The sequence below is a fragment of the Pseudomonas fluorescens group sp. PF-1 genome (assembly GCF_054481335.1).
In genome coordinates, this window is sequence record NZ_JBTMNG010000002.1 from 2461648 (window position 1) to 2483752 (window position 22105).

A 22105-nucleotide genomic window follows, 5' to 3' on the forward strand; every position below is an offset into this window, starting at 1 on the left:
GCCGGGAGTGTTTCGGGTTCAACCAATGAACGGCCGGATCCCGTGATCCCGGAAGTACCGCTCGATCACCTTGGGATCCGAACAGGTTTCGGCAATCGCCACATAGGTATCCGGCCGTAACAGGTAAAACCCGTTACGCCCCAGGCCTGCCGTTTCAAACGCCGGCCGCCAGTCGAACACATGCAGCGGCAAATGATGCTCGATGCACCAGGCGATCATTTCGTCGCTGGTGTCGCCATACACATGCACCTGCCAGTTCGGGCATTTGAGCGGTTCGAAATTGTCCCCCTCGCCGTCGTGTGCCCAGGGCAGGCGGTCGCCACCATGGACCTGCCCGGCGACGCCTGTGCTCAAAGGCATGCCGCGGTAGTTCAAGGTGATCTGCGACACCGTGCGAAACAGGAATTCACGGGATCTCTCGAACGAGGCCATTTTCGGAATCAGTAAGGGCGCCAGGCGTGTGCGCAGCAGGTCGGCCATGGGGCCTTCAGCGGTGACGAAGCTGAACACCCGGTCGGTGGTCGCCACCAATTTTCGGGCGAACGCAATGCGCTCGGTTTCGTAAGTATCAAGCAGTTTGGCCTCGGCGCCGCCGCTCAATACGGCGGCGAGTTTCCAGGCCAGGTTGATGGCATCGCCAATCCCGGTGTTCATGCCCTGGCCACCGGCGGGGCTGTGCACATGGGCGGCGTCGCCCAACAAGAATGCGCGTCCGGTGCGGAAGTGATCGGCCACCCGATGATGCACGCGGTAGGTCGAAAACCAGTTCACCTGTTCGATCTGCACCTTCAGATGCTCGATGGCCCGGCTGCTGACGTCTTCGAATCGCAGCGTTTCAGCACGCTCGGCGCGCTCATCGCGAACGGTGCCGATCAGGCGTGCGCGACCGCTTCCTGCCAGTGGGAACACCGCGAGAAAGTCCGCCTCATCGAGGTCCACGTGCAGTTCGCCGTTGAACGTCGGGCCGCTGGCCTGCACATCGGCCACATAGAAAATCTGCTGGTAGGTCCCGCCGGGAAATCCGGTGTCCAGGGCCTTGCGCACGACTGAACGGGCACCGTCGCAACCGGCCAGGTAACAGGCCTGGCAGGTTTCCTGCTGACCATCGGGCAGACGCAACGTGGCGTTGATGCCGTCAACGGTTTCCTCGAAAGCCTCAAGCTCGGTGTCGCGCTCCACCGTGATGCCAAAGGATTCGAGGCGTTTGATCAGCAGCCGTTCGTGTTCGTCCTGGGGGAATATTTGGAGGAAGGCGTAAGGTGTCAGGCCCTCGCCGATGTGGGTCAGCGGCAAGCGTGCCACGGGTTCACCCTTGACCCAGAAATTGGCGGCCTCCACGCAATGGCCCTTCTGCACGACACTGGCACTGAGGTCGAGTTGGCGGTACAGCTCCAGCGTACGTGCCTGCACGGCCAGCGCCCGCGAGGTGGTGCCGGGCGCCGACGTCTTGTCGACGATCCGCACGCGGACGCCCTGTGTGCTTAGCCAGAGTGCCAGTACCAGCCCGGTCGGGCCGGCGCCGATGATTAACACATCGCTTCGGTGCATGAGCCTGTCCTCCTCGCGGTGTGGAGCAAGTATGGTTCAGCCGTGGCGGGCGGCCAGGCTGGCTGCCCAACGGAGAAGGCCATTGCTCAAGGTCATAGCCTCAGACAGGCCATTGATCGTATGGTTAGCCCGGCATAACGGATTTTCTGGAGCAGCATGCAAGCCCATCGATTGATCATGAGCATCGTCGCATTGCTGGTGCTGGCCGGTTGCGGCAGTCAACGCACGCAGCAGGCGCCGGCGCGTACACCCGCCGAGGTCAAGGTCGACATCATGCGACTGTTGCCGGCCAAAACCGGCGACCGCCAGGGTTGGGCCACGGACATCCAGGCGGCGTTTGCCGCGCAGAACATCGAGACGACCACGCAAAACCTGTGCTCGGTGCTGGCTGTCACTGAGCAAGAGTCGACCTTTCAGGCAGACCCGAGTGTGCCTGGCCTGGGCAAAATCGCTCGCGACGAGATCGATCGCCGAGCGGCCAAGGCCCACATCCCCGGCCTGTTGGTCAGTGCGGCGCTGCAGGTACGCTCGCCCAATGGCAAAAGTTACAGCGAGCGCCTCAATGCGGCGCGTAGCGAAAAAGAACTGAGCGCGATTTTCGATGACTTCATTGGCATGGTGCCCATGGGGAAAAGTCTGTTTGGCGGCCTCAACCCGGTACACACCGGCGGGCCGATGCAGGTCAGCATCGAATTTGCCGAGCAGCATGCCAAGGCCTATCCCTACCCGGTGGACGGGTCGATCCGCCATGAAGTCTTCACTCGGCGCGGCGGCATGTACTTCGGTATCGCCCATTTGCTCGGATACCCGGTGAACTACCCGCAACCGCTCTATCGCTTCGCCGATTTCAACGCCGGTTGGTATGCCAGTCGCAATGCCGCGTTCCAGAACGCCGTGAGCCGTGCCTCGGGCATTGCGCTGGCGCTGGATGGCGATTTGGTCAATTACGGTTCGATCATGCCCGGCAGCACCGAAGTGGCCGTGCGCAGCCTCGGCAAGCAACTGGGCATGCGCAATACGACGATCAGGGATCAACTGGAAGAGGGCAAGAGCCTGGCGTTCGAGAACAGCTCGTTGTATCAGCGGGTCTTCGCGCTGGCGGACCGTGCCGAAGGCCGGCCATTGCCTCGGCAAGTGTTGCCGGGAATTGTCCTGCAGAGCCCGAAAATCACTCGCAAACTGACCACGGCCTGGTTTGCCAAGCGGGTTGATGAGCGTTATCAACGCTGTATGGCGCGGGCGGGTTGAAGAACAAACGATCGCAGGCGGTTTTACGCATTATCCCAGGCATAAAAAAACCGACTGATCAGGCCGGTTTTTTTGTCGAGGACTGCGGTAAAGCCATTCATTCAAGCGATGTGGTTGCTGTTCAGACGATCGGAACCATCGGCAGCGACGGTGTTGCCTTGCAGACGATCCGAGCCATCGGCAGCAACGGTGTTGCCTTGCAGACGATCCGAGCCATCGGCGGCGACGGTATTGCCTTGCAGACGATCCGAGCCATCGGCAGCAACGGTGTTGCCTTGCAGGCGATCCGAGCCATCGGCGGCGACGGTGTTGCCTTGCAGGCGATCCGAGCCATCGGCGGCAACGGTGTTGCCTTGCAGGCGATCCGAGCCATCGGCAGCAACGGTGTTGCCTTGCAGGCGGTCGGAGCCATCAGCAGCCACCCGATTCTGGATCAGGCGATCGGAGCCACCTTCCGCCACGCGACTTTCAATCAAGCGATCCGAGCCGCCTTCGGCGACGACAGGTTGAGCAGAGGTAGCGGCGAAAGCGTTTACTGCAAAAACCGAGAAAGCGATGCTGAGAAGAGTCTGGCGTTTCATGGTGGTGTGCTCCGGGTCTTATTGGGTGGGTATGGAGCAGATGTTACGCCGCGCAATTTTTATGAGAACTTCATTGGCATGATGGTGAACATCGACGGGATTGATAGGGCCAGCGGCATACCCCTGGCGGGCGTGATGATGCAGTCGTCGGATGGCTCCTGCGCGGTCAAGAGCGGCTTCTACACTGGATAGCGTCGCAAGGAGGTGTTTATGTATCAGCTCTACGGTCATCAGAATTCGGGCGCAGCCGCCATCGAGGCGGCACTGGAACTGTGTGAGATCCCTTATCGTTTCATTGACGTCGAGTCGTCTTCGCAGGCCGCCCTCGCGTTGGAGAAGCTCAACCCGCTCAAGCAGATTCCGACCCTGCAATTGCCCGACGGCAGCGTCCTCACCGAAAGCGCGGCGATCCTGATTCACCTCGGGCTGACGTTTCCCGAGTCGAATCTGTTGCCGGACAACCCGGCCGATCGTGATCAGGCCATCCGTGGTCTGGCGTACATCGTCAGCAATTGCTATGCGGCCATCGGCATCATCGATTACCCCGAGCGCTGGTTGGCCGAGGCAGATGAATCGTCTCGGCAAAACCTGATGGCGGGCACCCGTGCACGGTTGCATTGGAGTTGGGAGGTGTTTGCCGATCAGTTTTCCGGCGAGCTGTATCTGGGAGACGAGACACCGGGAGCGCTGGATGTGCTGGCGGCGGTGGTCAGTCGATGGTCAGGCAGCCGGGAACATTTGCGCACGGCCCGGCCGGGGTTTTACGCCTGGCTGGAACGCATCGACCGACACCCGACGCTGGCGCCGGTGTTCGCCCGGCATTGGCCGGCCTGAGCACTGCAAAACAAAAGCGGGAGCGAGCAAGCTCGCTCCCGCAGGGGATGGGTGGTGTGTTTGAGTTATTCCCCGCGAATGTACTGTTCCAGCTGACGAATCAGTTCCGCCTGTTCCGCGATGGCCTCCTTGACCAGGTCGCCAATCGACAGCAAACCGATCAGTTTGCCGTCCTCCACCACCGGCAAGTGGCGCAGGCGTTTGTCGGACATGATGCCCAGGCAGGTATCGACGGTTTGATGGGTGTCCACGGTAATCACCGGTGAAACCATGATGTCGCGTACCGGCGTACCCACCGAAGAGCGCCCGTGCAGCACCAGTTTACGCGCGTAGTCACGCTCACTGATGATGCCCAGCACTTCATCATTCTCCACCACCAGCAAGGCGCCGACGTTTTTCTCTGCCATCTTCATCAGCGCTTCCAGCACCATATGACCAGGTTTGATCTGGTGCACTTCCTGATTCTTCTGATCTTTCAACTTGAGTAGTTGCGCGACGGTTTTCATGGCGGTTTCTCGGGTGTTGTCGTTGTTATTGAAGAATCGTAGACGCCGGCGCGCAGGGCAAGAGAGAAAGCGGCAGATAAACGGCAAAAAACGTCATTTGGTGGTTTTTCTTCGGTAATCCCCGGATTCCTGCCCGGCAAAATACCTGTGGGAGCGGGCTTGCCCGCGATGAGGTCAAATCAGTCGACATCCATGTTGAATGTCAGGCCGCCATCGCGAGCAAGCTCACTCCCACAGGTCCGTGGTGGCGTAGAATCACCACCCTGAATCAATGTTGAGGTTTTCAGTGGTGGATTTACCGCAGGGCTTTGTCCTGACCCGGCATTGGCGCGATACACCGACCGGTACGCAAGTCGAGTTCTGGCTGGCGACCGACAGCGGTCCCCGGCGCATTCGCCTGCCTCATCAGCCATCGGTGGCGTTTATTCCGGCCAGCCAGCGCGAGCAGGCCGAGGCACTGCTGCACGACGAAAAAAATGTCGAACTGCGGGAATTGGCCTTGCGGGATTTCGAGCACCGTCCGGTGCTCGGGTTGTATTGCTCGCAGCACGGGCAATTGATGCGCCTGGAAACGGCCCTGCGCAGGGCCGGGGTTGAAGTGTATGAAGCTGACGTACGCCCGCCGGAACGCTACATGATGGAGCGGTTCATCACCGCCCCTGTGCGCTTTGGCGGTACGCCGGATGGCGAGGGCCTGTTGTTCGACGCACAGATGAAACCCGATCCGCACTACCGGCCAAGCCTCAAGCTGGCGTCCCTGGACATCGAAACCACTGCCCAGGGCGAGTTGTACTCCATCGCCCTGGAGGGCTGCGGCGAGCGGCAGGTGTACATGCTCGGCCCGCCCAATGGCGAACCCGGCGAGGTGGATTTCGAGCTCGAATACTGCGACTCGCGCACCCTGTTGCTGAAAAAGCTCAATGACTGGTTCGCCCGGCACGATCCCGACGCGATCATTGGCTGGAACGTCGTGCAGTTCGATCTGCGGGTGTTGCATAAACACGCCAGGCAACTGGGCGTGCCGCTGAAGCTGGGGCGTGGCGGCGAAGAGATGCAGTGGCGTGAACACGGCAACGGCAACCATTATTTTGCTTCCGCTGCCGGCCGGCTGATCATCGACGGCATCGAGGCGCTGCGTTCGGCGACTTGGAGTTTTCCGTCGTTCAGTCTGGAAAACGTCGCGCAAACCTTGCTGGGCGAGGGCAAGTCGATCGACAACCCCTACCAGCGCATGGACGAAATCAATCGCATGTTCGCCGAGGACAAACCGGCCCTGGCCAGGTACAACCTCAAGGACTGCGAGTTGGTCACCCGAATTTTCGCCCACACCCAACTGCTGACCTTTTTACTGGAACGGGCCAGTGTCACCGGGTTGCCGGTGGATCGCATGGGCGGCTCAGTGGCGGCGTTCACCCACCTCTACATGCCGTTGATGCACCGCCAGGGCTTCGTCGCGCCAAACCTCGGTGGGCGCCCGCCGCAAGCCAGCCCCGGCGGGTTTGTCATGGACTCGCAACCGGGCCTGTACGAGTCGGTGCTGGTGTTCGACTACAAAAGCCTTTACCCCTCGATCATCCGCACGTTCCTCATCGACCCGGTGGGCTTGATCGAAGGGCTCAAGCATCCCGAGGACAGCGAGTCGGTGCCCGGTTTCCGGGGGGCACGTTTTTCCAGAACCCGGCATTGCCTGCCCGCCATCGTGGCCCGGGTCGCCGAAGGCCGGGAAACCGCCAAGCGCGAGCACAACGCGCCGCTGTCCCAGGCACTGAAGATCATCATGAACGCCTTCTACGGGGTGCTCGGTTCCAGCGGTTGCCGGTTTTTTGATACACGCCTGGCGTCGTCCATCACCCTGCGCGGGCACGAGATCATGCTGCGCACCCGTCAGTTGATCGAAGACCAGGGCCATACGGTGATTTACGGTGATACCGATTCCACCTTCGTCTGGCTGCGCCGTGCCCACGGCCAACAGGAAGCGGCACAGATCGGCGAAGCGCTGGTGGATCACGTCAACCAGTGGTGGCGCGAGCATGTGCGGCAGGCATATGGCCTGGAGAGCGCGCTCGAACTGCAGTTCGAAACCCACTACAAGCGGTTCCTGATGCCGACCATTCGCGGTGCGGAGGAGGGCAGCAAGAAGCGTTATGCGGGGTTGGTGACGCGCGCCGATGGCACCGACGAGATGGTCTACAAAGGCCTGGAAACCGTGCGCACCGACTGGTCGCCGCTGGCCCGCCAGTTCCAGCAGGAGCTGTACCTGCGCATCTTCAATCGCAAGCCCTATCAGGATTACGTGCGCGACTATGTGCGCAAGACCCTGGCCGGAGCGTTCGATGAGCGCTTGATCTACCGCAAGCGCCTGCGCCGCACCCTCGATGATTATCAACGTAACGTGCCGCCGCATGTGCGGGCAGCGCGTATCGCCGATGACTACAACGACCGGCAGGGGCGTCCACGCCAGTACCAGAACGGTGGCTGGATCAGTTACGTGATGACCGTCGCCGGCCCTGAACCACTGGAAATCCGCAGCGCGCCCATCGATTACGAGCATTACGTCAGCAAGCAATTGCAGCCTGTGGCCGACGCGATCCTGCCGTTCGTCGACGACGATTTTTCAACCCTGATTGGTGGGCAACTGGGCCTGTTTTGAGTCCATCAGCGACAACGTCCAGTCATCCAGAATGCCGTGGAAGTATTGATTCAGGGCTTGATGGAACAGGCTGTCATCAGGTGCGACCTGGGCGAACAGCGTCATCGACGAATGAAATTTCAGGTCATCGGGATGGCCGAAGATGTCCCTCACCGAGCGCTGCTGGATGTTCAGCACCTCTTGGGTGCACGTGCGCAGCCGCGCGCCCAGCAATGGGTGCTCGAGATAGGCTCGGGCTTCTTCGCGCGAACCGATCGCGAAGCGTTTGGACATGTCGCTGCCACCCAGCCCGGCAAACTGCGGAAAGATGAACCACATCCAGTGGCTACGCTTGCGGCCGGCATTCAATTCGGCCTGAGCCCGGTCGAACACCGGGTCCTGCGCCTGAATGAAGCGCTGCAGGTTAAAGGTGTCCAGCCGATCGGTGCTTCTCATGCGCAAGTCCTCTGACAGACTGCGATGGCTCAGACCATGGCCAACCGCTGTTTGCGTTGTGGCGCTCGAAACGCTTGGTCCAGCGCCTTCAGATCCCCAGGTTCAAGCACTAACTGCGCCGCGCGTGCGTTGAGTCGCACATGCTCGGGCCGTACCGCCTTGGGGATGGCAATCACCCCGTCCTGGCGCAAAAGCCATGCCAGCGCCACTTGGGCAGGCGTGGCATCGTGACGGGCGGCCACTTGCCGGAGGGTGGTGTTGCCCAGCATGCTCCCGCCCTGGCCAATGGGGCAGTAGGCCATGACCGGCATCCTGCGCTGCTGACACCAGGGCAGTAAATCAAATTCTATGCCGCGCCCTTCCAGGTTATAGAGCACTTGATTGGTGGCGCAGGCCGGCGCGGCCAGTTCCTGCAAATCATCGACGTCGAAGTTGGACACGCCCCAGCGAACGATCTTGCCCGCCGCGCGCAGTCTCTCGAAGGCCTCGACCGTTTCCTCCAGAGGGTACTGGCCGCGCCAATGCAGCAGGTACAGATCGATATGGTCGGTGTTCAGGCGCCGCAGACTGCGTTCGCAGGCCTGGGGAATGCCTTGGCGGCTGGCGTTGTGCGGGTAGACCTTGCTGACCAGAAACACCTCGTCGCGCCGGCCGGCGATGGCTTCGCCCACCACTTTCTCGGCGCCACCCTCGGCGTACATTTCAGCGGTGTCGATCAGGGTCATGCCCAACTCGATCCCCAGGCGCAACGCCGCGACCTCCTCGGTGTGCCGGGAGTGGTCCTCGCCCATTTGCCAGGTGCCCTGGCCGATGACCGGTACGCTGACGCCGGCCAATTCGAGAGTACGCATGCAAATCTCCTGTAAACACCCAAGCCATATTGCTATTGGCACTCAGCATAGCTTTCGGGTTCCGCGCTTAGATCAAAAGATCGCAACTTGCCGGTGATCGATTGGTGACGGCATGACTGCACTTTTGCGAAATCAATGGCTCTACTTTTGGGCAGCCTGCGGCGATCCCCTCTGCCGGCCCATGCCCAAGTTCAAGAACCCATGGCTCGAGCGTTACCTTTCCGTACCCCCTCAATCCGCCGCCATTGCCTGATGCTGGTTGGCCTGTCGACGTTCCTTGTCAGTGGATGCAGCCACCAGGACGGCAACGACCTCTGGACTCAATTGCGCGAAGGCAAACCCCAGGAATTTCTGCAAACCAGTGTCGACCGCATGGCCACCCTGACCATGCGCGACAACCTCGACAGCCTCTATCTGCTGATGAGCAAGCTGTACCTGCGCAACCCCGACGAGCTGAAAAAATCCGGCTTCCTTGACGCACGCATCGCCGGCAAGCAAGTGCGCATGGCCATCGAACAGCAGCAGCCGCTGCCAACGCTTGGCGGTAAAAAGGACCTCGCGGCGCTACGGTTTGCCATGAGTCCGAAATTTCTGGGCGACCGGGTCGGTGCGTTCATCTATGCCGTCGGCAGCATGCTGGTCACCGCCCACGGTAATCGCCTGGAGTTCTACATGACGGACGCTATCAACCCGACATTCGTCAGCAACGCTGCACGCAACATCGAGATTGCGACCTGGATCCTGAGTCAGCGGCAAAACAAAAACGGCGAACCCATGCTGTTTTCCAACGAAATCTCGGAAGAGGGCAGCAACCTGAGTTTTGCCGTGGAGTTCGGCAAAATAGTCGCGCGCCTGGATTTGTTGACGCAGATGCTGGACGAGCGCTACCGGCGCATCGGCCTCAATTACGCCCAGAGCCTGTTGTTCCTGAATTTCCTGCCGGTGCAATAGATCGGCGGTGACTCTCCAACAAGGGTGATAGTGCATATAGGGAATAAAGATAGATCGCATCGATATAAGTGGTTATAAGAAAAATCGCTATGCTGCGGGCCAGATTTCCCTTGCAGTCTTTGTGGACGTATCGATGGATTTAGTGAATATCGGGTTGGTCGTAGCCGGGCTGGTCGTCGGCTTCATCGTCGGCATGACCGGCGTGGGCGGCGGGTCGTTGATGACGCCCATTTTGCTGTGGTTCGGCATCAACCCGGCAACGGCGGTGGGCACCGACTTGCTGTACGCGGCCATCACCAAATCCAGCGGCGTGCTGGTTCACAAAAAGAACGACAACATTGACTGGGCCATCACCGGCTGGTTGACGCTGGGCAGTGTGCCGGCAGTGGCGTTGACCCTGTGGTTCCTCAGCAGTCTGCACAGCGCCCCCGAGGCGATGAACGCCATCATCAAGCAGGCGTTGGGTTTTGTCCTGTTCGCCACGGCGCTGGCGATCCTGTTCAAGAAGCGCCTGCTCGATTTCGCCCACAAGCGTGCCGGCGGCAACTACAACCCCAGCGGTACGCGGTTGAATGTCCTGACGGTCGTTACCGGCCTGGTGCTCGGCACCATGGTCGCGCTGACCTCCATCGGCGCTGGCGCGCTGGGCACCGTGGCGCTGTTCATTCTCTATCCGCTGCTGCCGACCCGCCGCCTGGTCGGCACGGAAATCGCTCACGCCGTGCCACTGACCCTGGTCGCCGGTCTTGGCCATGCGAGCATGGGCAACATGGACTGGCATGTACTGGGTTACTTGCTGGTGGGTTCGCTGCCGGGGATTTACCTGGGCAGCCATCTGACTGGTCGCATCTCCGATGAAGTGCTGCGTCCTTGCCTGGCGACGATGCTGGTGCTGATCGGTTACAAACTGGTGTTCTAAAATGCCGCACCGACAAAAAGCCCCTGATGGTCAGGGGCTATTTCGTTTCTACTGAATAGCTGGTTTTCGTAAAGGAAGCTTCCTTCCGGCTTTAAAGACGCTTCCTACATTCATCTTTTTTTTGCCTTGCTAGTGTGCCCGCCAGTTTTCGCGAGCACGAACCAGGGACGGTTTGGACATCGCGCTCTTTTCCTCCTTTGCTTAAGGATAAGCGTATGTTCCGGTCGGCCAATGCAGCGCATTTCGTGTTGCAGATTCCTGCTATCCGTCACGACTTCAAGGTGCTGGCCTTCAAGGGCACTGAAGCCATCAGCACGCTTTACAGCCTCCACATTGAACTGGTCAGCGAGTACCCGGACTTCGATCTGGAAAGCTTGCTCGGCCAACCCGCGTTTCTGCAATTCGGCCTTGATGGCGAAGGCATACATGGGCATATCGAAGATGTGCTGATGGGCGAGTCGGGTAAACGCCTGACTCGCTATCACCTGACCCTGGTACCGGCGCTGCACTATTTGCAGTTCAGTCACGACCAGCGGATTTTTCAGGGCATGAACGTGCCGCAGATCATCACCCAGGTGCTCAAGGGCCATGGCATTCAGGCCGATGCCTTTGCCTTCCATGTCAGCACCAGCGCGTCGCGCGAGTATTGCACTCAATACGGGGAGGACAATTTTACGTTCCTCCAGCGCCTGTGCACCGAGGACGGCATCGCCTGGCATCACCAGCACTCGGCGGACGGTCATTTGCTGGTGTTCACCGATGATCAGGTGTTCCTGCCCAAACTCGGGGCCACGCCTTATCAGCAGGACTGCGGCATGGTGGCCGAGCATCCGGTGGTCAGCCGCTTCAGCGTGCGTACCGGCACGCGCACCAGTACCGTCACCCGGCGTGACTACGACCTGAAACGCCCGAGCCTGTTGCTCGAAAGCCGTTTCAGCGCCGAATCCACCCCGGAACTGGAGGATTATCGCTACCCGTTGTTGCTGGGGAACGAAAAGCGCGGCGACCACCTTGCCCGTCAGGCGCTGGAGCGGCATCGCAGCGACTATGAACTGGGCGAGGGTGAGAGCGATCAGCCACACCTGCGTTGCGGCCATCTGTTCGACCTGACGGACCACCCCCGGGAAAAGTGCAACGACTTGTGGCTGTTGCTCAGTGTTTCCCACGATGGCCGACAACCCAATGTGCTCGAAGAGGCGGTCACCCCTGACGTCAAGGCCGTCGACGGTTTCACCCAAGGCTACCGCAACACGTTCCGCGTGATCCCCGCGCAGGTGGTTTTCCGTCCACCGCTGCCGCCGCGCCGCGCTCCATTGGTCAGCCAGACGGCGCGGGTGACCGGGCCTGAACACGAAGAAATCTACTGCGATGAGTTCGGCCGGGTGAAGTGCGAGTTCCCGTGGGATCGTGCCGAATTCAACAGTGAACGCAGCAGCTGCTGGATCCGCGTTTCATCGAGTTGGGCCGGGGAAAACTTCGGTTCGGTGACCCTGCCGCGCATCGGCATGGAAGTCGTGGTGACTTTTCTGGAGGGCGATCCGGATCAACCGCTGATCACCGGCTGCGTGGCCAACAAGGTCATGTCCGCGCCTTATCCCTTGCCCGAGCACAAGACCCGAACCGTGCTGCGCAGCCACAGTTCGCCGCACACCGGTGGGTACAACGAACTGATGATCGAAGACCGCGCCGGTCAGGAAAAAATCTACCTGCGGGCCGAGCGCGATGTCGAGCAACTGATCCTCAATGACAGCCACAGCCTGATCCGCCGCAACCGCGTCGAGCAGGTTGACGCCAACAGCACCAGCCTGATCAAGGCGGATGAACGGCACACCACCGACGGGATGCGCAGCACCGTCATCGGCACCCACGACCTGCTCAACGTCGGCAGCAACAGCAGTACCACGGTTGAAGGCACCTGGGTGATCCAGGCCGGTCCACAGGCGCGGGTCACCGCCAGCCAGGTGGTGATCGATGCCGAGGCGAGCCTGACGCTGTCGGCCGGCGGCCATCACCTCGTGATCCATTCGGGCGGGATCTTCAGCAGTGTGGCCATTGTCGAGGGCGGTGTGCCGATGGCGGGTGTGGCGGCGCAGGCCGCGTTGTCGGCGGCTGCCGAAGATGTGGTTGTTGAACCAATTCCGATGGAAGCCCTGCTCAAACAAGCCATCGTTTTTCGCGAGGCCGATACCGGCATTTGTCCTATATGCGATGCCGCCCGGAGGGCTGAGGCATGAACCCGGATAACTCGCACAAAGGGCTACTCCTGCTCGACGGAGGCCGTTATGCGGACGCGATGAGTTGGCTGCACGAGCACTACGGCGCGGACCATCCCCAGTCGCTGTTCAACGGCACCGCTTACGCGCCGATTAGCGCCACCGGGCCTTTTTTGCTTAACGCTTCACTCGGCAGTGCAGCGCATAACGCATGGTGGAGCGGTGCCGATCTGCAGCATGGCGTGTGGCTCGCTTCGCAAAAAAACGCTCAGCAATTGCTTCCGATGCTGCGACGCCGGATACGGATTTTTGATGAGCAGCGACAGGAATTCTGGTTGCGTCTGGCGGATGGCCCGGCATTGACCCGGGCCTGGCTGGCAGGTGCGCAATGGCCGAAAGGTTTTTGGTGCGGCGTCGAAAGCGTCTGGTTACGACACGGCAACGGGGCTGTCTGCGCTTGGGAAAACCGGCATCCGGAACACGATTTGGCGCCACAGCCCAAAGGGCTGGTCGCGCAAATAACCCTGTCTGAGTCACTGCTGCTGGCGCTCAGTCTGCCAGCCCATCCGGAGACAAACCGATGAGCGCCCGCGACAATAACCGCTTTGGCACTTGCCCGCTGCTCGCTGCCGTTCTGCCCCTGCGTTACGCCGTTGGCCCGACAATGGCTGTTACTACGGATGCTTATGGTTTGCCTGCGCTGAATGGGCAGTTCCCCGAGCTTGGGCCGCGCCATCCCGACCTGACGGAACATCCCCTCAACTACACCTCTCGTTTGCTGCGTGACGGCTGGCTCTACGTCTGGGAAAGCAGGCCATCCCGACTGGTGGAGTATCAAGTCGAAAATGCTTTGCTCACGCAAACCCCGCGCGCGGGCAAAGTCATCGACACCCGGGTCAAACCGCATTTGCTGCTTCGGGCCGGTGACCCTGCCGGGCTGGTGTGGTCCCCCGTGCGTTGGAGCGAGCCGCAATACGTCGCAGCCAGGACCGATGCCGCCGTGCGTCAGCGCATCATGCGCAGTGTTGTCCCAGGCGTGGCACCGTTCAGCGGTCCGGTCGAAACCGTCGCCCGGCAAATTGGCGAGTACGCCAATGCCACACGCTACGGTTGGAGCGCCCAACCCGAAACGGAGCACGCACCTGATTGGCTGAAAATGCAACGGCAGATGAACGCGTGCGAACAACAGACCTTCGCGATGATTGATGATGCGTGGGGCGTGCTGCTCGACCTCGCCGCGCTGATCCGTGCCCGCAAGACCGCATTCGACAGCCATCAGGAGCATCACGCCGACGATTGGGCGCTGGCCGGTGTTCTCAAGTCCCTGAGCGAAAGCGACCATCAGTTGCATGCACAACTGCCTTCCATCACCCGCTACGACGAACTCCAGCGAACATGGAAGGATCAAGAGGCGCAGAACGAGCGATACACCGCCGACATGCGGCGCCTGGCTCAATTTTGGGTGGCGTGGTTCAACACTCAGCGAGTGAGCGGCCCATCGAGCATGGACACGGCTTGCGGCCATTTCGACATTACCCAGGGGATTGCCCGTGAAGCCTTGGAGCTGCATTTCGCCGCGGCCTGCCTGGGGCCGGCGAATACCAGTATCGGGGCTGAGGCCATCACCCTAAGCCTGCAAGGCGACAGCGCCGGCAAGCCATGGCTGCTTTGGGCGTTGCTCGGGCTAACGTCACGATTGGGCATTGGCGAAATCAAATACCTTGTGGATTTCAGCGATCTGGCGCGCGACAACAAGGCAGCGGTGCAAGAGGGCGCCGACAGACTGGCCAGGGCCTTTGCTCATGCTGATGGGCTGAACAAAGCCGCCGACAAACTCAAGCAGCACAATCCGGCAGCCAGTATTGAAGCACTGTTCCTGGCCGTCGCCCCCGTCGCCGCTCTGCAACTGCACCAGACGGACAATGCCACCGGCAACGCCGGTCCACTGTACATGGCGGCGGCGCTGGCCCGCAGCGATCAGCGCATCCAGACATTGAGCGTCACGTCGCGCCAACTGGGTGAGTGGTACAGCGATCTGATGGGCACTCGCCATACCCCGCCCGCTCATTTGAACCTCGCCTCGTTGGCCAGCGGCGTGGCTGCGGGTATCCCGTTCATGCATCTGGTGCCGGTCAGTACAAGACTACCGCCGCTGCCGGTGAATCTCGCAGCGGGGGCGGATCTCAGCAGTGTGTTTGATTTGAAAGGGGCGCTGAGTAAGGCGCCGATCAAGGTTTTGGTGACGTTGGTGGCGGGGGGGAATTTTGTTTGGGCTGGGAATGCGTTTACTGATAATAAGGCGACCAAGAGTGGCTTGGTAGCGGTCGGAGCAGGACTTGGCACTGGTGCAGCCGTTGCTGCCGTCGCTCAGCGAGTGGCAGAGGTTAATTGGGCTTCGTCTGTTAGCCAGAGCGGGAAGGCTTCAGTACCCGCGAGGCTACTTCTTGTTAGAGCGCTGGGCGTTGCAGCGGCCGTTGCAGTAGCGCAGGCAGTTGTTCTCAGCCTTGATGCCATTGTCTATGGCATGGAAGCATTTGAGGCGTATCAGGCGGGCGACTTTGATTCCATGGTTACGAATCTGGCAATCGTCGGCGCCGAAGTGTCCAGCGTTGTGCTCTATGTAAAGCTCTTTCGGGCTTACCTTGCCGCTCAGGTGGCTGTATTGCTAGGCGAGGCTTCAGCCATTTCAGCGGGAATGGACGTTGTGCCGCATGCAGGCATAAAAATACTGGGCCTCACCGTAGTGATTGTCGCGGGTGTTATCGCCCGGCTCTACACAACAGACTCACCCTTGGAGCAGTGGGTAAAACGCGGTCGTTTCGGCATCCGCCCGGACGACGCCTGGTCAAGCAGCTACAGCCTGTCCATGGATAGGCTCTACCCCATTCTTTTCCCCATCAGTTTTGAAGCTTGGCGATTGTCGGAAATGCACCCTTATCAGGGCCAAGTCACTTCCACCTATCTGATGTTGAAACTGCCCGGGGAAGATGTATCGCTGACCGAGGGGATGATTCACTTCAAGGGCATTGAAGTCTGGGGCGATACCATTGGCTACCATCCTGACAAGATCAAAAAGGTCGAATGGACAGGCAAAGACTTTGCTCGACATAGCGGAAGTCGCATTCCCGTTTCAAAAGGCATTACCCCTTATCGCCGTGTGTACCACGAAGATGGAGTACGAGACTTGAGGCGTATCGAGGGTGAGTTGATCTATTCCCCACAAGAAGGTCTGACGCTGCCAGCAGTTACCATCGTGGAAAGAGCATGGATATGAACAAACTGGAACAACCAGGAAGCACTAATCCGTCCACGGTATTTCTGGAAGCCGGAAAGCCCACGGGCGAACAGCCAATGGAGCTGTTTATTACCGATGAGCACACCGAGCATTATTTGGCGTTGCAATCAGGAGGTGATTCGGGTCGGGGATTGTGGTCAGGAGTTGTGGGGGGGATGGGAGCGATTCCTTCGATAGGGCTCGGACTTTTCAGTTTCTTACAGAGTGGTGAACCGGACGGGTTACTTATCATGCTTTGGATATGTATCCCTCCCTGCATGGCCGCATTTTTATGGGAAACCATGCGTCCGTTACCGCTGCCCATCCTGTTCAACCGCCGCACCCGCGAAGTGTATTTCGATCACGACGGCGAACTGTTCCACACCCCATGGGATGGCATCTCAGCTGTAGCCAACGAATTTCAACTCGTCGGCACCCATATCGGTGGCATGCAAAGCGCTTCGCTGGAAATTCGGGTGTGGAAATTTGAAGAACCGCAAACAGCGCTCATGGTCAGCCTCGGTGCACCCTTTGGTAAAAGCCTGGAGATGCAAAAAGGCTTTTGGGAGTACATCCGCTCGTATATGAACAACGGCCCATATTTCGATGAGCAGGGAAATCACAGTGAGTCGGATGCTTTTGTAAAAAGCCAGTTGGACGTGAAGCCCAATATGAGCGGCTGGTTCAAGGACACCCTCGATGGCATCAAAAAGACCAGGGACGAAAATGCTGGAAATAACTACTTGGGTGGCACTGATGTAGTGATGGCTGTGTGTACATTTCTTCTTTACCCCTGTTTTCGAATCCAGGAACTCACCTACAGCGTTGCCAAACGCCGCTCCAGAAATCTCTGGCCCAAACTTGTCACTGATCGACTGAAAGCCAACGGATGTACCACACGCCTGGTCGACCTGGAACGAGAGCTCGTCGTTGGCATATCGAGCCTTGGTTGAGTCATCCCCAAGTAAAAGGGCTGACGCTACCAGCAGTCGTCCTCATGGAACGAGCATGGATATGAACAAACTTGAACAACCAGGAAGCACTAATCCGTCCACGGTATTTCTGGAAGCCGGAAAGCCCACGGGCGAACAGCCAATGGAGCTGTTTATTACCGATGAGCACACCGAGCATTATTTGGCGTTGCAATCAGGAGGTGATTCGGGTCGGGGATTGTGGTCAGGAGTTGTGGGGGGGATGGGAGCGATTCCTTCGATAGGGCTCGGACTTTTCAGTTTCTTACAGAGTGGTGAACCGGACGGGTTATTTATCATGCTTTGGATATGTATCCCTCCCTGCATGGCCGCATTTTTATGGGAAACCATGCGTCCGTTACCACTGCCCATCCTGTTCAACCGCCGCACCCGCGAAGTGTATTTCGATCACAACGGCGAACTGTTCCACACCCCATGGGATGGCATCTCAGCTGTAGCCAACGAATTTCAACTCGTCGGCACCCACATCGGTGGCATGCAAAGCGCTTCGCTGGAAATTCGGGTGTGGAAATTCGAAGAGCCGCAAACAGCGCTGATGGTCAGCCTCGGTGCACCCTTTGGTAAAAGCCTGGAAACGCAAAAAGGCTTTTGGGAGTACATCCGCTCGTATATGAACAACGGCCCATATTTCGATGAGCAGGGAAATCACAGTGAGTCGGATGCTTTTGTAAAAAGCCAGTTGGACGTGAAGCCCAATATGAGCGGCTGGTTCAAGGACACCCTCGATGGCATCAAAAAGACCAGGGACGAAAATGCTGGAAAAAACTACTTGGGTGGCACTGATGTAGTGATGGCTGTGTGTACATTTCTTCTTTACCCCTGTTTTCGAATCCAGGAATTCACCTACAGCGTTGCCAAACGCCGCTCCAGAAATCTTTGGCCCAAACTTGTCACTGATCGACTGAAAGCCAACGGATGTACCACACGCCTGGTCGACCTGGAACGAGAGCTCGTCGTTGGCATATCGAGCCTTGGTTGAGTCATCCCCAAGTAAAAGGGCTGACGCTACCAGCAGTCGTCCTCATGGAACGAGCATGGATATGAACAAACTGGAACAACCAGGAAGCACTAATCCGTCCACGGTATTTCTGGAAGCCGGAAAGCCCACGGGCGAACAGCCAATGGAGCTGTTTATTACCGATGAGCACACCGAGCATTATTTGGCGTTGCAATCAGGAGGTGATTCGGGTCGGGGATTGTGGTCAGGAGTTGTGGGGGGGATGGGAGCGATTCCTTCGATAGGGCTCGGACTTTTCAGTTTCTTACAGAGTGGTGAACCGGACGGGTTATTTATCATGCTTTGGATATGTATCCCTCCCTGCATGGCCGCATTTTTATGGGAAACCATGCGTCCGTTACCGCTGCCCATCCTGTTCAACCGCCGCACCCGCGAAGTGTATTTCGATCATGACGGCGAACTGTTCCACACCCCATGGGATGGCATCTCAGCTGTAGCCAACGAATTTCAACTCGTCGGCACCCACATCGGTGGCATGCAAAGCGCTTCGCTGGAAATTCGGGTGTGGAAATTTGAAGAACCGCAAACAGCGCTGATGGTCAGCCTCGGTGCGCCCTTTGGTAAAAGCCTGGAAATGCAAAAAGGCTTTTGGGAGTACATCCGCTCGTATATGAACAACGGCCCATATTTCGATGAGCAGGGAAATCACAGTGAGTCGGATGCTTTTGTAAAAAGCCAATTGGCCGTTCGTTTCAAAATGAGCGACAGCTTCAAACAAACGTTGGCGCAGTTGAAACAAGCAAAAAAAGACGCTGGAGGGAGAAATTATCTAACCGGTAGTGATGTAGCAAAATTGATATTCGAGCCAATGCTCTTCCCCCAAGACCGAATTCAAGAGTTCACCTACAGCGTTGCCAAACGCCGCTCCCGCAACCGGTGGCCCAAAGTCGTCTCTGAGCGCCTGAAAGCCGAAGGCCCTGTCACACGCCTGGTCGACCTGGAACAAATGCAAGGATTTGGCGTAGCGAGCACCAGTTGAGTCATCCCCAAGCAAAAGGGCTGACGCTACCAGCAGTCGTCCCCATGGAGCGAGCGTGGAAATGAGCAAATTGGAGCAACCCCGAAGCAGTGCTTCATCCACCGTTATCCTCGAAGCCGGAAAGCCCACGGGCGAGCAGCCAATGGAGCTGTTTATTACCGATGAGCACACGGAACATTATTTGGCGCTGCAATCAGGAGGTGATTCGGGTCGGGGGTTATGGACTGGAATATTAGGGGGAGTGGGTGGAGTCGCCGGTATAGGTCTGGCCGTATTGCTGATGCTTATCGGGAAATGGGAGGGAGTACCTACTGGTCTGATTATGTCAGCGGCATTTTTCCTTGTTCCCTTCCTGTGGGAGACATTACGGCCCTTACCTCTCCCCATCCTGTTCAACCGCCGCACCCGCGAAGTGTATTTCGATCACGACGGCGAACTGTTCCACACCCCATGGGATGGCATCTCAGCTGTAGCCAACGAATTTCAACTCGTCGGCACCCATATCGGTGGCATGCAAAACGCTTCGCTGGAAATTCGGGTGTGGAAATTTGAAGAGCCGCAAACAGCGCTGATGGTCAGCCTCGGCGCACCCTTTGGTAAAAGCCTGGAAATGCAAAAAGGCTTTTGGGAGTACATCCGTTCGTATATGAACAACGGCCCATATTTCGATGAGCAGGGAAATCACAGTGAGTCGGATGCTTTTGTAAAAAGCCAGTTGGACGTGAAGCCCAATATGAGCGGCTGGTTCAAGGACACCCTCGATGGCATCAAAAAGACCAGGGACGAAAATGCTGGAAAAAACTACTTGGGTGGCACTGATGTAGTGATGGCTGTGTGTACATTTCTTCTTTACCCCTGTTTTCGAATCCAGGAACTCACCTACAGCGTTGCCAAACGCCGCTCCAGAAATCTCTGGCCCAAACTTGTCACTGATCGACTGAAAGCCAACGGATGTACCACACGCCTGGTCGACCTGGAACAAATGCAAGGGTTTGGCGTAGCGAGCGCCAGTTGATTCATTCCCAAGAGGAAGGGCTGATGCTGCCTCGTTGTCATTGATTCATCAGCGCCCAACTGTCGTGTCCGGTTCTTTCCATGACCACCCGTTAAATCGAGAAGACTGCAGTCCGACGCGCCTCGATACGTTCTGGCTTCAGGACTGCTGGCCGGGGGAGCCTGAAGAGGCATGAGTTTAGCCCGGCCTGTTGCGCTTCGACCGCCCTGACCTAAGCTTTGGACAAGGCGAACAACATTTGCGGAGCGTCACCCGGAACGATCGCCGCGATGCGCAATCATTAGAGCGTGGATATCAAAAGGAGATGCGCATGCTCATCAGGTCACTGACCCTGGCTACCCTGCTGGCAGTTGCCGGTCCCTTGTTCGCCGCTGATGGCGACTCACCGCTGGACATGGACAAGGGCAGGTCCCGGCCACTGATTGTCATCGCTCCCAGTACGGTCGACCCGACGTGGGTGAGCCTGAAAAAGTCGCTGGAAGAGCCGGATAACAAAAAGGGGTTCACCGAGCGAAACCTGGTGTTGTACACGGTGCTCAATCTGATGGGCCAACGTGATGGCAAAGACCTGGGGCCACAAGACACGGCAGCGTTGATTCGGTCACTCAAACTGGGTGCCGGGGCCAAGACCAAGGTGATTCTGGTGGGCAAGGACGGCGAAAAGAAGCTTGAACAGTCCGGGCCCGTCGAGTTGAAAGAAGTCTTTGCTGCTGTCGATCAGTTGCCGGCGGCCGAGAAGGAAACGCCAGCACCCACGGTAGCGCCGGCAGCCGAACCGGAGCCAAGCGCCAAGGGCGCAAAAGGCACAAAATCCGGTAAGCCGGCCAAACCAGTCAAGCCCGCCAAGCCGCTAGAAATGCCGGATGATTGACTTTCCCCCACTCGGTGGCGAGTGAGCAGGCCCCCTCGCCACAGCTAAGCTATGTGGGGATTACTGGCTCATCGCACTCAATATTTGGTGAGCGATCTTGACCCGTTCCGCGATCGGGTAGTTTTTGTTTGCCAGGATCACGATGCCAATGTCTTTCGACGGCACAAACAGGGCATAGGCGCCGAAGCCACCGGTCGACCCGGTTTTGTTCAGCAGCAGGTTTTCCTGCTGCGGTTGAGGCGGGTTGAGCCACTGGACCTTGTGCGCCTCCATGGCCATCTGCGACGAGTTGCCGGCCAGCAATTGATCCAGGGTGACCGGGTACTGATAGAGCTCCCATCCCAGGCCCTGGGTCATCTCGCCGACGCGGTAGTAGGCGGTGTGGGTGAGGGCGATAGCCTGTTGCAATGGCTTTTCCAGCGAGGCGGGATGCAGGTTCGCTTGCACATAGCTGATCAAGTCCGAGGCGCTGGTTTTCACCCCGTAAGCCTCGGAGTCCAACGCGCCAGGCCCCACGCGTACGGGCTTGTCGTCCTTGTTGTAGCCCTGGGCGTAAAGGTTCATTTGTGCCTGGGGCACGTTGAGGTAGGTGTGCTTGAGGCCGAGTTTGGGCAGCAGCGTGTTGTCCATCAGTTCATCGAATGGCTGGCCCATGCTTTGGGCCGCGAGGTAGCCGAATAAACCGAGGCTCGGATTCGAATACAGCCGGTGGGTGCCAGCGGCGTAGGTCGGTTGCCATTGTTTGAAATAGCCGAGCATCTTGTCCGCCGAGTCCGCTGCGTCGGGGAATTGCAGGGGCAGACCGCCTGCGGTGTAGGTGCCCAGTTGCAGCACGCTGATGTGATCGAACGCACTGCCGCGCAATGCGGGCCACACCTGGCTGGCCTTGTCGGACAGCGACAACTTGCCGCTGGCCTGGGCGTAGGCGGCGAGGGTGGCGGTGAAGGTTTTGCTCAGGGAGCCGATTTCGAACAGGGTGTTTTCAGTGACCGGTTGCGCGCTTTCTTTCGATGCTACCCCGTAGTTGAAGTAGTGCGGCTTGCCGTTGACGGTCACCGCCACAGCCATTCCGGGAATGCCCTGGGCTTGCATGACCGGGCGCACGGCGGCATTCACCAACGTCGCCATTTGATCCTGTGCGAGGCATTGGCCAGCCGCGAGCGCCGCCACGCAAACCGCGAAAGTTTTCAGTCTGTCCATGTGGGTGTCGTCCGTCATCG

Annotated in this window: 19 protein-coding genes; 14 read left to right on the forward strand and 5 right to left on the reverse strand. The window is 58.7% G+C overall.

Translation table 11 applies throughout. The features are described 5' to 3' along the window. Positions 1–18: 18 nt before the first annotated feature. A complete protein-coding gene (locus ACX3YD_RS26215) occupies positions 19–1548 on the reverse strand; it encodes an FAD-dependent oxidoreductase (RefSeq protein WP_458961414.1) in 1530 nt (509 codons plus the stop codon). A gap of 156 nt (positions 1549–1704) precedes the next feature. Here ACX3YD_RS26215 and ACX3YD_RS26220 point away from each other — a divergent pair, with 156 nt between their 5' ends. Genes ACX3YD_RS26220 through ACX3YD_RS26230 form a run of 3 tightly spaced genes read left to right on the forward strand, consistent with a single transcriptional unit; the run spans position 1705 to position 4211 of the window. Further along, positions 1705–2796 (forward strand): DUF1615 domain-containing protein, encoded by a 1092-nt coding sequence (locus ACX3YD_RS26220; protein WP_458961415.1) that lies wholly within the window; start codon positions 1705–1707, stop codon positions 2794–2796. Then, the gene (locus tag ACX3YD_RS26225; RefSeq protein WP_458961416.1) at positions 2793–3569 is read left to right on the forward strand and encodes a hypothetical protein; all 777 of its coding nucleotides are present in this window, start codon (positions 2793–2795) and stop codon (positions 3567–3569) included. The genes ACX3YD_RS26220 and ACX3YD_RS26225 overlap by 4 nt, the downstream gene beginning before the upstream one ends. Before the next feature lie 18 nt (positions 3570–3587). After that, positions 3588–4211 carry a glutathione S-transferase gene (locus ACX3YD_RS26230; protein WP_130211004.1) on the forward strand — a complete coding sequence of 208 codons (624 nt, stop codon included), beginning with the start codon at positions 3588–3590 and terminating at the stop codon, positions 4209–4211. A gap of 65 nt (positions 4212–4276) precedes the next feature. Here the strand turns inward: ACX3YD_RS26230 and ACX3YD_RS26235 are convergent, their stop codons facing one another. Beyond that, a complete protein-coding gene (locus ACX3YD_RS26235; protein ID WP_047527469.1) occupies positions 4277–4717 on the reverse strand; it encodes a CBS domain-containing protein in 441 nt (146 codons plus the stop codon). Between the two features lie 289 nt (positions 4718–5006). On the opposite strand from ACX3YD_RS26235, the gene ACX3YD_RS26240 reads away from it, so the two are divergent. Next, entirely contained in the window at positions 5007–7367 is a 2361-nt protein-coding gene (locus ACX3YD_RS26240; RefSeq protein WP_458961417.1) for a DNA polymerase II, read from the forward strand. On the opposite strand, the gene ACX3YD_RS26245 is transcribed toward ACX3YD_RS26240, so the two are convergent. Together ACX3YD_RS26245 and ACX3YD_RS26250 are read right to left on the reverse strand one after the other, a co-directional pair. Next, positions 7332–7802, reverse strand: coding sequence for a DUF1810 domain-containing protein (locus ACX3YD_RS26245; RefSeq protein WP_103406712.1), 471 nt, complete (start codon positions 7800–7802; stop codon positions 7332–7334). The two genes, ACX3YD_RS26240 and ACX3YD_RS26245, sit on opposite strands and share 36 nt — an antisense overlap. Positions 7803–7831: 29 nt before the next feature. Next, a complete protein-coding gene (locus ACX3YD_RS26250) occupies positions 7832–8653 on the reverse strand; it encodes an aldo/keto reductase (protein ID WP_458961418.1) in 822 nt (273 codons plus the stop codon). Between the two features lie 201 nt (positions 8654–8854). Between ACX3YD_RS26250 and ACX3YD_RS26255 the strand changes: the two genes are divergently transcribed. The 10 genes from ACX3YD_RS26255 to ACX3YD_RS26300 all read left to right on the forward strand — a co-directional run bounded on the left by ACX3YD_RS26255 (position 8855) and on the right by ACX3YD_RS26300 (position 20885). Then, positions 8855–9604, forward strand: coding sequence for a hypothetical protein (locus ACX3YD_RS26255; protein WP_458961419.1), 750 nt, complete (start codon positions 8855–8857; stop codon positions 9602–9604). Between the two features lie 133 nt (positions 9605–9737). Continuing rightward, positions 9738–10523, forward strand: a complete 786-nt coding sequence (locus ACX3YD_RS26260; protein ID WP_047527475.1) for a sulfite exporter TauE/SafE family protein — start codon at positions 9738–9740, stop codon at positions 10521–10523. A gap of 215 nt (positions 10524–10738) precedes the next feature. After that, on the forward strand, positions 10739–12757 hold the full coding sequence (gene tssI, locus ACX3YD_RS26265) for a type VI secretion system tip protein TssI/VgrG (protein ID WP_458961420.1): 2019 nt from the start codon (positions 10739–10741) through the stop codon (positions 12755–12757). Continuing rightward, positions 12754–13320, forward strand: coding sequence for a DUF4123 domain-containing protein (locus ACX3YD_RS26270; RefSeq protein WP_458961421.1), 567 nt, complete (start codon positions 12754–12756; stop codon positions 13318–13320). The genes tssI and ACX3YD_RS26270 overlap by 4 nt, the downstream gene beginning before the upstream one ends. Continuing rightward, positions 13317–16010: a toxin VasX gene (locus ACX3YD_RS26275; RefSeq protein ID WP_458961422.1), complete on the forward strand. Its 2694-nt coding sequence runs from the start codon at positions 13317–13319 to the stop codon at positions 16008–16010. The genes ACX3YD_RS26270 and ACX3YD_RS26275 overlap by 4 nt, the downstream gene beginning before the upstream one ends. Further along, a complete protein-coding gene (locus tag ACX3YD_RS26280; protein ID WP_458961423.1) occupies positions 16007–16963 on the forward strand; it encodes a hypothetical protein in 957 nt (318 codons plus the stop codon). Before ACX3YD_RS26275 ends, ACX3YD_RS26280 begins: the two co-directional genes overlap by 4 nt. Positions 16964–17024: 61 nt before the next feature. Further along, positions 17025–17981, forward strand: coding sequence for a hypothetical protein (locus ACX3YD_RS26285; protein ID WP_458961424.1), 957 nt, complete (start codon positions 17025–17027; stop codon positions 17979–17981). 55 nt (positions 17982–18036) lie between these two features. Next, complete coding sequence (locus ACX3YD_RS26290) at positions 18037–18999, forward strand: hypothetical protein (RefSeq protein WP_458961425.1); 963 nt, start codon at positions 18037–18039, stop codon at positions 18997–18999. Positions 19000–19060: 61 nt separating this feature from the next. Next, complete coding sequence (locus tag ACX3YD_RS26295) at positions 19061–20014, forward strand: hypothetical protein (protein ID WP_458962083.1); 954 nt, start codon at positions 19061–19063, stop codon at positions 20012–20014. Positions 20015–20324: 310 nt separating this feature from the next. Next, positions 20325–20885: a DUF4174 domain-containing protein gene (locus tag ACX3YD_RS26300; protein WP_458961426.1), complete on the forward strand. Its 561-nt coding sequence runs from the start codon at positions 20325–20327 to the stop codon at positions 20883–20885. 60 nt (positions 20886–20945) lie between these two features. On the opposite strand, the gene ampC is transcribed toward ACX3YD_RS26300, so the two are convergent. Then, the gene (gene ampC / locus ACX3YD_RS26305; protein WP_458961427.1) at positions 20946–22085 is read right to left on the reverse strand and encodes a class C beta-lactamase; all 1140 of its coding nucleotides are present in this window, start codon (positions 22083–22085) and stop codon (positions 20946–20948) included. Positions 22086–22105: the final 20 nt, after the last annotated feature.

Bases quoted from the DNA above. Each gene is read 5' to 3' on its own strand.
- ACX3YD_RS26215 (WP_458961414.1), bottom strand. From the start codon at position 1,548: ATGCACCGAAGCGATGTGTTAATCATCGGCGCCGGCCCGACCGGGCTG.
- ACX3YD_RS26220 (WP_458961415.1), top strand. From the start codon at position 1,705: ATGCAAGCCCATCGATTGATCATGAGCATCGTCGCATTGCTGGTGCTG.
- ACX3YD_RS26230 (WP_130211004.1), top strand. From the start codon at position 3,588: ATGTATCAGCTCTACGGTCATCAGAATTCGGGCGCAGCCGCCATCGAG.
- ACX3YD_RS26235 (WP_047527469.1), bottom strand. From the start codon at position 4,717: ATGAAAACCGTCGCGCAACTACTCAAGTTGAAAGATCAGAAGAATCAG.
- ACX3YD_RS26245 (WP_103406712.1), bottom strand. From the start codon at position 7,802: ATGAGAAGCACCGATCGGCTGGACACCTTTAACCTGCAGCGCTTCATT.
- ACX3YD_RS26250 (WP_458961418.1), bottom strand. From the start codon at position 8,653: ATGCGTACTCTCGAATTGGCCGGCGTCAGCGTACCGGTCATCGGCCAG.
- ACX3YD_RS26255 (WP_458961419.1), top strand. From the start codon at position 8,855: ATGGCTCGAGCGTTACCTTTCCGTACCCCCTCAATCCGCCGCCATTGC.
- ACX3YD_RS26260 (WP_047527475.1), top strand. From the start codon at position 9,738: ATGGATTTAGTGAATATCGGGTTGGTCGTAGCCGGGCTGGTCGTCGGC.
- tssI (WP_458961420.1), top strand. From the start codon at position 10,739: ATGTTCCGGTCGGCCAATGCAGCGCATTTCGTGTTGCAGATTCCTGCT.
- ACX3YD_RS26270 (WP_458961421.1), top strand. From the start codon at position 12,754: ATGAACCCGGATAACTCGCACAAAGGGCTACTCCTGCTCGACGGAGGC.
- ACX3YD_RS26275 (WP_458961422.1), top strand. From the start codon at position 13,317: ATGAGCGCCCGCGACAATAACCGCTTTGGCACTTGCCCGCTGCTCGCT.
- ACX3YD_RS26280 (WP_458961423.1), top strand. From the start codon at position 16,007: ATGAACAAACTGGAACAACCAGGAAGCACTAATCCGTCCACGGTATTT.
- ACX3YD_RS26285 (WP_458961424.1), top strand. From the start codon at position 17,025: ATGAACAAACTTGAACAACCAGGAAGCACTAATCCGTCCACGGTATTT.
- ACX3YD_RS26290 (WP_458961425.1), top strand. From the start codon at position 18,037: ATGGATATGAACAAACTGGAACAACCAGGAAGCACTAATCCGTCCACG.
- ACX3YD_RS26295 (WP_458962083.1), top strand. From the start codon at position 19,061: ATGAGCAAATTGGAGCAACCCCGAAGCAGTGCTTCATCCACCGTTATC.
- ACX3YD_RS26300 (WP_458961426.1), top strand. From the start codon at position 20,325: ATGCTCATCAGGTCACTGACCCTGGCTACCCTGCTGGCAGTTGCCGGT.
- ampC (WP_458961427.1), bottom strand. From the start codon at position 22,085: ATGGACAGACTGAAAACTTTCGCGGTTTGCGTGGCGGCGCTCGCGGCT.